Annotated in this window: 13 protein-coding genes; 7 read left to right on the forward strand and 6 right to left on the reverse strand. The window is 64.2% G+C overall.

Annotation, left to right across the window (positions count from 1 at the left end):
* Nucleotides 1–5: 5 nt before the first annotated feature.
* Complete coding sequence (locus AYK61_RS08695; RefSeq protein ID WP_121870507.1) at nucleotides 6–797, forward strand: YoaK family protein; 792 nt, start codon at nucleotides 6–8, stop codon at nucleotides 795–797.
* On the opposite strand, the gene AYK61_RS08700 is transcribed toward AYK61_RS08695, so the two are convergent.
* From AYK61_RS08700 to AYK61_RS08710, 3 genes are read right to left on the reverse strand one after another with little or no spacing between them, the layout of a single operon-like run.
* Nucleotides 713–2,398: an NAD(P)/FAD-dependent oxidoreductase gene (locus AYK61_RS08700; RefSeq protein WP_121870508.1), complete on the reverse strand. Its 1,686-nt coding sequence runs from the start codon at nucleotides 2,396–2,398 to the stop codon at nucleotides 713–715. The two genes, AYK61_RS08695 and AYK61_RS08700, sit on opposite strands and share 85 nt — an antisense overlap.
* Nucleotides 2,395–3,216 (reverse strand): carbon-nitrogen hydrolase family protein, encoded by an 822-nt coding sequence (locus tag AYK61_RS08705; RefSeq protein ID WP_121870509.1) that lies wholly within the window; start codon nucleotides 3,214–3,216, stop codon nucleotides 2,395–2,397. The genes AYK61_RS08700 and AYK61_RS08705 overlap by 4 nt, the downstream gene beginning before the upstream one ends.
* Entirely contained in the window at nucleotides 3,213–3,845 is a 633-nt protein-coding gene (locus AYK61_RS08710) for a helix-turn-helix domain-containing protein (RefSeq protein ID WP_121870510.1), read from the reverse strand. Before AYK61_RS08710 ends, AYK61_RS08705 begins: the two co-directional genes overlap by 4 nt.
* Before the next feature lie 117 nt (nucleotides 3,846–3,962).
* On the opposite strand from AYK61_RS08710, the gene speB reads away from it, so the two are divergent.
* Nucleotides 3,963–4,922 (forward strand): agmatinase, encoded by a 960-nt coding sequence (speB, locus tag AYK61_RS08715; RefSeq protein ID WP_121872578.1) that lies wholly within the window; start codon nucleotides 3,963–3,965, stop codon nucleotides 4,920–4,922.
* A 4-nt stretch (nucleotides 4,923–4,926) separates the two neighbouring features.
* Here speB and AYK61_RS08720 read toward each other — a convergent pair whose 3' ends face one another.
* Both AYK61_RS08720 and AYK61_RS08725 read right to left on the reverse strand, forming a co-directional pair.
* The gene (locus tag AYK61_RS08720) at nucleotides 4,927–5,826 is read right to left on the reverse strand and encodes a universal stress protein (protein WP_121870511.1); all 900 of its coding nucleotides are present in this window, start codon (nucleotides 5,824–5,826) and stop codon (nucleotides 4,927–4,929) included.
* Entirely contained in the window at nucleotides 5,823–7,265 is a 1,443-nt protein-coding gene (locus AYK61_RS08725) for an amino acid permease (protein WP_121870512.1), read from the reverse strand. Before AYK61_RS08725 ends, AYK61_RS08720 begins: the two co-directional genes overlap by 4 nt.
* Nucleotides 7,266–7,443: 178 nt before the next feature.
* Here AYK61_RS08725 and AYK61_RS08730 point away from each other — a divergent pair, with 178 nt between their 5' ends.
* From AYK61_RS08730 to AYK61_RS08740, 4 genes are all read left to right on the forward strand, one after another.
* A complete protein-coding gene (locus AYK61_RS08730; protein ID WP_121872579.1) occupies nucleotides 7,444–8,652 on the forward strand; it encodes a CdaR family transcriptional regulator in 1,209 nt (402 codons plus the stop codon).
* 202 nt (nucleotides 8,653–8,854) lie between these two features.
* Nucleotides 8,855–9,010 (forward strand): hypothetical protein, encoded by a 156-nt coding sequence (locus AYK61_RS27245; RefSeq protein ID WP_183130214.1) that lies wholly within the window; start codon nucleotides 8,855–8,857, stop codon nucleotides 9,008–9,010.
* Nucleotides 9,007–10,077, forward strand: coding sequence for a TerC family protein (locus tag AYK61_RS08735; protein WP_121870513.1), 1,071 nt, complete (start codon nucleotides 9,007–9,009; stop codon nucleotides 10,075–10,077). The genes AYK61_RS27245 and AYK61_RS08735 overlap by 4 nt, the downstream gene beginning before the upstream one ends.
* 79 nt (nucleotides 10,078–10,156) lie before the next feature.
* Nucleotides 10,157–10,705, forward strand: a complete 549-nt coding sequence (locus tag AYK61_RS08740) for a Dps family protein (RefSeq protein ID WP_094611891.1) — start codon at nucleotides 10,157–10,159, stop codon at nucleotides 10,703–10,705.
* A gap of 67 nt (nucleotides 10,706–10,772) precedes the next feature.
* Here AYK61_RS08740 and AYK61_RS08745 read toward each other — a convergent pair whose 3' ends face one another.
* On the reverse strand, nucleotides 10,773–11,234 hold the full coding sequence (locus AYK61_RS08745; protein ID WP_121870514.1) for a hypothetical protein: 462 nt from the start codon (nucleotides 11,232–11,234) through the stop codon (nucleotides 10,773–10,775).
* Between the two features lie 119 nt (nucleotides 11,235–11,353).
* On the opposite strand from AYK61_RS08745, the gene AYK61_RS08750 reads away from it, so the two are divergent.
* Complete coding sequence (locus AYK61_RS08750; RefSeq protein ID WP_121870515.1) at nucleotides 11,354–11,551, forward strand: CsbD family protein; 198 nt, start codon at nucleotides 11,354–11,356, stop codon at nucleotides 11,549–11,551.
* The last annotated feature ends 16 nt before the right edge of the window (nucleotides 11,552–11,567 follow it).

Raw genomic sequence — 11,567 nt, forward strand, 5'->3', positions numbered from 1 at the left:
TCCCGATGACCACGCCTCGTCCCGAACCCCACATCGCCGTCGCAACTGCGAAATCGGTTCGGCTCGGAGTACTGCTGGCGGCAGTCGGCGGATTCCTCGACGCGTACACCTACATCACCCGTGGCGGCGTGTTCGCCGGTGCGCAGACCGGCAACGTGGTGCTGCTCGGTGTCGATGTCGCCGGTGGCAGGTGGATCGAGGCGCTGGCCTTTCTGCCGCCGTTGGCGGCCTTCGTCCTGGGCGTCGCGACCGCGGAATTCATCGCGCTGCCCGCGGTTGCGAAGATCGTGCGAAGACCGGTGCGGGCGGTGCTGGTGTTCGAGATCCTGGTGGTCCTCGTCGTCGGATTTCTGCCGGCGACCGTGCCCGATGCGGTGGTCTCGGTGATCCTCGCTCACGTTGCCGGCGTGCAGGTGACCACCTTTCGCGTGCTGGTGGATTCGCCGTTCAACACCACCATGACGACCGGGAATCTCCGTAGCATGGCGATGGCCGCATTCCATCGGGTGGTCGAACACGATCTGGAGGCCGGTACCCGCGCCCGACGGTTCGGCGCGGTGATCTCGGGATTCTTCGGCGGGGCGCTGCTCGGCGCAGTCGCGGTGGAGCTGTTCGGGCTACGGGCGATCTGGGTCGTCGCCGTCATGCTGACCATCGCTCTGGCACTGTTCGTGTTCGACGAGCGCACACCCAGGTCGTTGCCTCCGAAAGGTCAGTCGCCCAACCGAAGCGGAGCAATGGACTCGAACACATCGCCCGGCCCCGGGTTGCCTGCTGCCGACGAACCGCCCAAGTGATGCACGACGCCCCACACCGCATTCAGTGCAGTGTGAATGGCACCCTCGGCCCAACCCGCCGTCCACGAGATGTCGTCGCCGGCTAGGAAGATTCCTCGATGTCGCGGGTCGAGTCGGTGCTGCACGAAGTGAGTGAACAGCCTTTCCTGGTAGCGGTAGTGACCCGGCAGGTTGGCTTTGAAGGCACCCATGAAATCGCGTTCGGTTTCCCAGGACAGCGTCACCGGGGTGGAAATGATGTGGCTGCGGAAATCGACGCCCGGGTAGATCTCCTCGAGCGAGCGCAGCATGATGTTCATGCGTTCGGTCGGGTCGAGAGCCAGCAGCTTGAGCGAATCGTCGGACCACGTGTAGGACAGGCAGATCAGCCCAGGCTTGCCCTCGCCCTGGTCGAGTAGGTAGGTGCCACGACTCATTCGGTCGGTCAGCGTCATGCTGACCAGATCGCGGCCGGTGACCGGATCCTTGTCCTTCCAGAACGGCCGGTCGACGAGTGCGAACACCTTGGTCGAACCCATGTAGTGGGTGCGTTCGATGGCGGTCCAGTGGTCGATGGGAAACAGATCGTCGTCACACCTGATGTTGCTGAGCAGCATCCAACTCTGGGCGGTCACGACGGCGGCCGCGTACGTACGGATGTTGCCGCGGTCGTCGTGGATCGTGGTGCCACCGTCGGTGCGTCTGATCTCGGTGACGCGCGACATCGTGGTGCCGCCGTTCAGTGAGGCCACCGATGTGCCCGCGGGCCAGTGCGCCATGTTCGCAGGCGTGTCGGTCCACAACCGCATCGGCAGTTGCTGTGAGCCGCCGACGATTCCGCGATGGTGGTCGTCCGCTGCCGTGATGACGACGCGGAGGATCTCGAGAATCGAATTAGGATAGTCGGTGTCCCAACCACCCGTTCCGAATCCCACCTGGCCGAACAGCTCACGCATCCGAAACGACGAGAAGTGTTCGGATGCGGCCAAAAATCCGTAGAAGGTCTGGTCGTCGAACTTCACGATCAGCTCGTTCCAGATTCGCTTGATCTCGGCAACGTCGCGCCTGCGAATGGCACGCTGCAGCGGAACCAACTCGGCGTGATCCTCGAGCGTCCGGTTCCACGCGTCCGCGACCTCGGCGAACACCGGCGGAAGATCCTCGAGCTTCTGGGCGTAATGGCTCTCGCCCTTGAGGTCGATCACCGTACTCGGGGTCACCTCTGCCAGCGGGTTCGGAAACGGCGTGGTCTCGAGCCCGACTGCGTCGAGGTAGTGGAACAGTGCAGTCGACGACGGCGGAAACCGCATCGCACCCATCTCGGCCACCACACCCGGGTGCCCCTCGAACGGCACCGACCGCATCCGGCCGCCGATCCGATCCGATTCGTACACAACGGGTTCCAGGCCGAGCCTGAGCAATTCATGGGCGACGACCATGCCGGCGAGTCCGCCGCCGATCACTGCAACCTTCGTACCGAGGGCAGCGTCGGGAACACGTCCGAGGCCGGCCGGGTGCGCCAGGTAGTCGTCGTAGGCGAACGGGAAGTCGGGACCGAACATGGTGAGCGGCTGGTCGGCCTCGGATTCGATCGCGCTGTCCGGGGTGACGGGTGTGGTCATCGGTCGGTCTCCTGCTCGGCCCGTGAGGGTCCTGTCGGGTAGAGGTCGGTTCGGCGATCGGCCAGGTGGGTGTTGACCGCACGGGATCGAGCGAGCTCGGCCGGATCCAGATCCACTGTCAGAAGCTCTTCGTGCGCGCCGGCTCGCGCGAGGTCGGCACCGCCCGGCGCGACGGCGCAGGTCAGCCCGCAATACGTCAGACTCGTCTCGGTGCCGCACCGGTTGACGTAGGTGATGAACAGCTGGCTCTCGTACGCCCGCGTCGGGACGACATGGGTAGCGATGATCTCGAACGGAGTCATCAGTCCCGTCGGAACGATCAACCACTGCGTACCGGCATCGGCGTGCGCGCGAACGGCTTCCGGGAATTCGACGTCGTAACAGGTGAGCAGACCGCACCGAAGACCCCCGAAGTCGAACTGCACCAACAGTTCCGCCCCTGGAGCGAAGTGAGCGCGATCGAGTTCACCGAACAGGTGGGTCTTGCGGTAGCGCGCGATCGACAGCCCGGATGCGTCGATCACCTGGACCGAATTGAATACGGATTCACCACTGCTCTCGGGGTATCCGTAGACGATTGCAACGCAGTGGGATCGAGCGATCGTCGACACCTTCTCGAAGATCGGACCGTCGAACGGTTCGGCTCGTTCGAGCACCAGATCACCGATGTCGTATCCGCTGACCGACATCTCCGGGGTCACCAGGATCGACGCGCCGGCCGCAGCCGCGCTCCTCGCTGCGTCGTCGAGTGCGGCGAGGTTCGCGTCGACATCGCCGGCAAGTTCGGGCCCTTGGAACAGCGATACGGTCACGGTCATGGCGACAACTCCTGTTTCCTCGTAGGTAACTCCTCGGGTAGCGCGGGTGCCAACACCCACAGGACCTGAGCACCGCCCCTGCCTTCGGCTCGAAAGCTGTGCCGGCGACGCGGCGAGAAGGTGAACGCGTCGCCCGGACCGAGCAGCACCTCGTCGCCCGCGAACGTACGGTCCGCTTCGGCCTCGAAGGTCACCCGCAGCTCACCCGAGATCACATGCACGAACGTCACATCGAGCGGAAGGGTGTACGCCTCCGCGCCACTGCCGCCACCTTCCTCGATGTCCCCCAGCAGCACCTGCACCCGACGCTCCCCCACCGGTGTCAGCAGGTACTCGGTCATCGCCTCCCCGCCGAACATGATGCGCGGCAACGACTGCGCCCGGACCACCTCACCGGACGGGGCGTCGTCGAACAACGAGCCGACCGGAAGCTCCAAGGCGGCGCAGACCCGAACCAGGGACGCCACCGACGCATTGACCTGGTCGCGTTCGAGCTTGGACAGATACCCCTTGGTCACTCCACAGGTGTCGGCCAGCGCGTCGAGGGTCAGTCGCTTCTTCTGCCGAGCCTCCTTCAGCCGCGCACCGATACGCGGTGCGTCGTTCTCGACCGACGTAGCAACCGACACCGTTATCGCCCTTCAGGAAACTCGTGTTGACAAGATCGAGCATCAGAGTAACGCTTGCCGGGCGAACTGGTCGACTCAACTGTCACCGGACTCCTGACAATTCGGAAGGAATTCTCGATGAACCCGAGCAATCCCGAGCACACCCCGATCGGTCCGGTCGACGCCACCAAGGTCCCCCGCTACGCCGAGCCCACCACGTTCGCCCGGCTTCCCCGTCTCGACGAGGTGTCCCGGGCCGATGTGACCATCCTCGGCGTTCCGTTCGACTCCGGTGTGAGCTACCGCCCCGGCGCACGTTTCGGCCCGGGACACATCAGAGCGGCCTCGAAACTGTTGCGGCCCTACAACCCTGCGCTGAAGGTCTCACCCTTCGCCCGCCAACAGGTGGCGGATTTCGGCGACATCGGCGTCAATCCGTTCGACATCACCGAGGCACTGACCACGGTGCACGACGCGGTGACGGACCTACGCGCCGACGGCTCCTCGGTTCTGACTCTCGGCGGCGACCACACCATCGCACTGCCGATTCTGCGTTCGCTCGCACGCGATCACGGGCCGATCGCGGTATTGCACTTCGACGCGCACCTCGATACGTGGGACACGTACTTCGGTGCTCCCTACACTCACGGCACACCGTTCCGACGGGCCAGCGAGGAAGGTCTGATCGATCTCGAACGCTCACAGCACATCGGCATTCGCGGCCCGCTGTACAGCGAGCAGGACCTCGAGGACGATCGTGTGCTCGGCTTCCAGGTGATTCGGTCCGACGACTACGAGGTCGACGGCGTCGCCAGCATCGTCGAACGTATGCGCCGACGCCTCGACGGCGGCCCGGTCTACGTCTCGGTCGACATCGATGTTCTCGACCCGGCGCATGCGCCGGGTACCGGCACTCCCGAGGCCGGTGGCATGACGTCCCGAGAGTTGCTCAACACCCTGCGTGGACTCGTCGGCCTGAACGTGGTCGGTGCCGACATCGTCGAGGTGGCACCCGCTTACGATCACGCCGAAATCACCGGAATAGCAGCGGCACACGTTGCCTACGAATTGCTCTCGGTGCTGGCTCTCAACCGATAGAACGTCACTGCCTCGGCAGCACCAGGATCGGCACCGGCGAATGTCGGATGATCTTGGTCGCCCGCGACCCGAGGAACACCCGAGCGATCGGCCCCAGCGGCCCAGACGAACCGATGGTGAGCACTTCGCCGTCCTGCCACTGAACTTCGTCGAGGGCCTCGCGCCAGCTACTTGCCATGGCCAGTTCGGTTGTCACCTGTTCGGCCGGAAGCCCTACTGCGACTGCGTCGTCCATTGCTGCGGTCAAGGCCTCGCTCAACCCGACGGCGAGTTCGGTGGCGACGTCGTCCTCGACGCGTAGGCCGACTTCGGGCGGATACATCGTCGCCCCACGTACGACGAACGAGGCGAGGCGGAGCGGAATGCCCGCGGCGCGGGCGAGTTCGGCGGTCGGGCCCACGACGCGCGAGGCCTCGCTGTCACCGGAGAACGCGCTGGTGATCCGCGTCAGAGTGGCACGGTCGCGCATGCGGTAGCCACGCGGAGCGAGTGCCACGGTCACCGGGGAAGAATGCAGAAGCTTGTCTGCCGTCGACCCGACGACCACCTGCCCGAGTGCGCCGTCGCCCGAGGAGCCGAGAACCAGTACCGAGGCCGAAATGTTCTCGGCCGCCTCGGTCAAGGCCGTCGACACCGAGCGGTGTGCGAATCGGTGGAACGACGCGGTGATGTCGGGTGCCCGATCTTCGAGGTAGTGGCGCGCTTTCGCCTCCGACTCTGCTGCAGTCGTCGCTGCCCAGTCGGCGAACTCCGCATCCACCCGTGCCATCGACGGAGTCGACCACGGCTTGGGCACCACCGTCGCCACATCGATCTCGGTGCCCAACGACCGTGCGAGCTGGGCACCGAGGTCGAGGGCACCCACGCTGCCTTTCCCCGGCGCGAAGGCGATCAGGACGCTCATTCCGCATCCTTCCCAACCGATCGAAGCGCCGAATGATGCCGACCCCACAGGAAGTAGAACGCCAACACCACCGCGAGCCAGAGCCCGAACCAGAACCACGTGGTCCAGTGCAGTCCGGACAGGATGTACAGGCAGGCGAGAACCGACAGCACCGGAGTCACCGGGTATCCAGGAACCTTGAACGGCCGTTCGAGATCGGGCATCGAGCGGCGCAACACGATCACTCCGATCGACACGACGATGAACGCGACGAGGGTGCCGATCGACACCAGGTCCGCCAGCTTGTCGAGTGGAATGAACGCGGCCAGGATCGAGATCACGACGGCGACGACGATCGTGTTGTTGACCGGCGTGTGTGTGCGCGGACTGACCTTGGCGAAAGCTTTGGGCAACATGCCGTCTCGGCCCATGGCGAACAGGATGCGAGTCTGCCCGTACATCGTCACCAGGGTCACCGAGAAGATCGAGATGACTGCACCTGCAGCCAGAATCGTTGCCGGCCAGGCCTGCCCGGTGACGTTGCGCAGGATCTCCGCCAGCCCGGCTTCCTCCTGGCCGGCGAAGTCGGTCCACGGCTGAGTCCCCAGGGCGGCCACGGCCACGACGAGATAGAAGACGATGACGACGATCAGCGCCGCAATGATGGCGCGCGGCATGGTCTTCTGCGGATCTTTCACCTCGTCGCCCGCGGTGGACACCGCGTCGAGTCCGATGAACGAGAAGAAGATCGTGCCCGCGGCCGCCGTCACGCCTGCTGCGCCCAAAGGCATGAAGTCCGAGAAGTTGCCGGAGTCGAAGGCGGTGAATCCGACGATTGCGAACAGCGCCAGCACACCGAGTTTGATGACGACCATGACTGCATTGACGGCCGCCGACTCGCTCGCACCGCGAATGAGCAGAACGGCGCACAGCACGATCAGCACCACTGCAGGCAGATTCATGATGCCGGGATCGGCGTCACCCGGCGCAGCGGACAACGCGTGCGGGATGGTGAAGCCGAAGAGGTTGTTCAACAACTCGTTGAGGTACCCGCTCCACCCGACGGCAACGGCAGCGCTCGACACTCCGTATTCGAGCAACAGGCAGGCGGCGACGCCCATCGCGACCACCTCGCCCATCGTCACGTACGCGTAGGAGTAGGTCGAGCCCGAAACCGGTACCGCCGATGCCATTTCGGCGTAGCAGATGGCGGCGAGACCGGCCGCGATACCCGCGGCGAGGAACGAGAGCACCACTGCGGGACCGGCTTCGGGAACCGCGAGCGAGAGGACGAAGAAGATACCGGTTCCGATGGTGGCACCGACGCCGAACATCGTCAGTTGGAAGGTGCCGATGGTCCGTTCCAACCCGCCACTGCTCTGCTGGTCCGGATCCACGATCGGCTTCTTGCGAAGCAGTTGCGATCGCAGACTCGATGCAGGTCTGTTCGACGATGTCATGGCCGGCACTCCCAATGTCGAGACGAACGGTGCGGATCGGCTGATTGTGCTCTCAGATACCGCCTCTCGCACGCCGAACACGCGGTGGAATCGGTCGATTCACACACCGATCCGTTTCTCCGCCGCGTCCGCGATGCATACCATTGACCTCGAGTCCGGATGGGAGACACGAGAACAGATGGTCACACAGCGCGATGCGCTACCGCTGGATTCGGTCGCGGCGCAGGCAGCGTCGGACGCCGGCGGACTCGACGTCGCTCTGCTGGGCAGCTTTCTCGACGTCCTCGCCGACGCCGTCGATGCCGGCGTGCCACTGAGCCGTGGGCAGCTGCACGAGTTTCGAGCGCAGGGCGATGCTGCTGCCCGCGCGGGCGTCGCACTGCGGGCATTGCTGGATCTGTACCTGACCTCGGCGTGGCGGCTGTGGCGAGAACTACCCGCTGTCGTCGCCGCCGCGGATGACCCCGCCGGGGTGGTCACCGCGGGCGAGGTGATGCTGCGCGCGGTAGACGACGCGGTGGCCGAACTGGCCGAGGGATTTCAGCTCGCCCGGCGCACTCTCGTGCGAGCCGAGGTACTCGCCCGCCGTGAATTCGTCGACGATCTACTTTCGGGCACCTCCGATGTCGCCGGGGTACTCGGGCGCGCGCAGACGTTCGGCCTCGACCTGTCGAGTCCCCACGTGGTGGCCGTGGTGACGTCGACCAAGCCGTTCACCGACGCGAGCTCTGCCATCAGCCTCGTCGAGCGCAGCGTGCAGGGCAGCAAGGGAGACGCCGAGTTGCTCGTGGCCACCAAGCAGGACCGGTTGATCCTGGTGTTCCCGGCACCCGACCTCGACGCCGTCGACCACGTCCTCAACCGGGTGGGACGCGCACTCGGTACGTCGGCGTCGAGCGAATCGGTCGATCTCCGTCGCAAAGGAGAGTACGGCCGGACGCAGATCGGGATCGGCCGGCCGCGCAGCGGGGCGGTGGGTGTCGCGGCGTCGTACCGGGAAGCCCTCGACGCACTCGATCTCGCCGCCTCGCTCGGATTCGACGCATCTGTCGTCGATGCTCGTGATCTGCTCGTCTACCGCGTCCTGATCAGCGATCGTGCGGCGATCGCCGATCTGGTCGATACGTTGTTGACACCGTTGCTGGGCGCGCGAGGCGGGGCGGGTCCGCTGCTGGAGACGTTGCAGGTGTACTTCGACACCGGGGCGAACACCGCCTCCACCGCACGACGGATGCACCTGTCGGTGCGGGCGGTCACCTACAGATTGTCTCGAATAAAGGATTTGACCGGGCAGAATGTGGGCAACCCCGTCGAGGCATTCGCGCTGCACACGGCGGTACTCGGAGCGAAGCTGCTCGACTGGCCCGAGGTGCGCTCGTCGTCGTGACGGGGAGAAACTGCTCTGATTGCCGTAACCGGGCAACGAAATCGGTCGAAACGTGTCCGCAAAACGACCATGCCTGCAGGAAAGCGAACAGTCACACTGGAGTAGTCGCGGAATGACCGAACGTTTTCCGCCGAGGCCCGAACGCACGGCCGGAACATCGGTAGGAAAAAGACAGACGAGAACGAAAAGGAGCGTGTGACAGATGGCGTCGTTGACACAGAAGTTGACATCGTTCGCTCGCAGCCCACAGGGCAAGAAGATGATCGATCAGGCACGTCGGTACGCGACCAAGCCCGAGAATCAGGCGAAGTTGAAGCAACTCGGCAGCAAATTCACGAGTAGAGGTGGCCGTTCATGAACGTCGTCCCGTGGTGGGCATGGGCGGCATTCGGTGCCGTCGTACTGATCCTGTTGGCCATCGACCTGTTGGCGCACCGCGGTGCCCACATCATCGGTTTCAAGGAAGCCGCATGGTGGAGCGCCCTGTGGGTCGGCGTGGCCATCATCTTCGGCATCGTGGTGTTCTTCACGTTGGGAACCACGGCCGGAGTCGAATACACGACGGCCTGGTTGCTCGAGAAGAGTCTGTCCGTCGACAATCTCTTCGTCTTCGCGCTGATCTTCGGTTACTTCAAGGTTCCCCGTGAGTACCAGCACCGCGTGCTGTTCTTCGGTGTGATCGGTGCCCTGGTCTTCCGTGCCATCTTCCTGGCCGCCGGTGTGGCCATCGTCAGCAAGTTCGCTGCCGTTCTGTTCGTCTTCGCAGCCATCCTTCTCTACAGCGCCTACAAGCTGATGAAGGACGAGGAGGAGTCGTACGACCCGGGCAACTCGATCGCGGTTCGTCTGCTGCGCAAGATCATCCCGGTCCAAGACGAGTACTCCGGTACCAAGTTCTTCGTCAAGGAAGCCGGCAAGCGCGTGGCCACGCCACTTCTCGCCGTCGTGGTGGCAATCGAAGCCGCCGACCTGGTGTTCGCAGTCGACAGCGTTCCCGCCGTCCTGGCGGTGACCGACGACCCGTTCATCGTCTACTCCTCGAACGCGTTCGCCATCCTCGGCCTTCGTGCCCTGTACTTCCTGCTCGCAGGGCTGCTCGAGAAGTTCCACTACCTGTCCAAGGGACTGGCGATCATCCTCGCCTTCATCGGCGTCAAGCTGATCCTCCAGGCCGGACACAAGGTGATCAGCACCTCGATCCCCGAGATCCCCTCGTTGGTCAGCCTGGTGGTCATCATCGTGGTCCTGGCAGGCTCGATCATCCTGAGCCTGAAGAATCCCCCGGCCGAAGACGACAGTGCCGACGTGATCGACGACGTCGCTGCCGACAGCCCGATCGTCGATCCGACGGACGGAACATCCTCGGCAGGCACCCCGTCCACCGGAACGTCGGGCACGGATTCACCGAGACTCGACAAGTCCTGATCCCGCACCACACATGCCCCGCCGAGTTCGATTCGGCGGGGCATGTTTGTGTTCCGAGGGGATGGGGCAATCCCTGCACATGGCTGAAAAGAACTCGTACACCGTTCCCGGACTCACCTCGGAAAAGGGCGCACGCGTCGCCGAGATCTTGCAAGATCGACTGAACGCGTACAACGACCTCCATCTGACGCTCAAGCACATTCACTGGAATGTCGTCGGACCCAACTTCATCTCGGTACACGAGATGCTCGATCCTCAGGTCGAAGCAGTTCGCGGATTCGCGGACGACGTCGCCGAGCGCATCGCGACCCTCGGCTCCTCGGCCAAGGGCACACCGGGCACCATCGTCTCCGAGCGCAGCTGGGACGACTACTCGATCGGTCGCGCGACGGCCATCGAGCACCTCGGAGCACTCGACCTGGTCTACACCGGAGTCATCGAGACCACTCGCAAGAACATCGAGGAGGTCGGCGAGATCGACCCCGTCACCGAGGACATGCTCATCGGCCAGAGCGCACAGCTCGAACTCTTCCACTGGTTCGTCCGCGCGCACCTGGAGAATTCCGGTGGCCAGCTGTCCACCGCCAACGCGACCAGCGAGGTCGACGCGGCGAAGCAAGCAGGCTAGACACTCACACTCCAGCACCGACCTCGCCGACAACCGGCGGGATCGGTGCTTTTTTGTGGGCGGACGGTCAGTCGGACGGCTTCGCCTCGTGCCCGCTGCGGCCATGGGTTCGACGCTTCTCCTTCATCTCGGCCTCGAAGACGTGGCGACGTCCGTCGAGCAATTCGTCCCGGACGGCCCGCTCGTGTTCGCGTAACGTGCTCCAGTATCCGTCGTCGAATTCCTCGACGAGCTGGAACGTCCAGCGCCCCGGTGCGATGTTCCTGCCGATCATGTCGTTGTCGATTCGCTGCGCGATCGCGTCGTGATCTGCCTCGGCGAGTGCCTCGACGGCCTCCCCCAGCAGCAGGTCGGAATGCCCCATCAGTTGGTGGAACGAGTAGAGGTGTCCCCTGGCCCGCTCCACGCACTCGAGCGCCTCGGACATCTTTCCCACTGCGGCCACGGTCGCATCGTCGACTCCGCTCGGACGCCGGTGTTCGGGCGATGGGGTCTCGTGCGGGGGCTGTGCACCGATCTCTGTATCCATTGTCGAGGACTACCCCGATCACCCCGGCACTACCCGCACGCGCATCGATGATTACTGCGGACTCTCACGGGTATAGCTCCTCGAGAACGGATAGAACAATCGATCTCGAGGAGTTCACCATGGCTGATTTCATCGACAAGGCAAAGCACAAGGCAGAAGAGCTCGTGGGCGACGCCAAAGAAAAGATCGGCCACAAGACCGACAACGACGATCTTGCTGCCGAAGGCGCAAAGGATCAGGCGTCGGGCAAGACCAAGCAGGTCGGCGACGACGTCTCGGACGCCGCGGGCAACATCAAGGACAAGTTCACGAACTGATCGTCTCGATCGGTCG

Source organism: Rhodococcus sp. SBT000017, from assembly GCF_003688915.1.
Classification (GTDB): Bacteria; Actinomycetota; Actinomycetes; order Mycobacteriales; family Mycobacteriaceae; genus Rhodococcoides.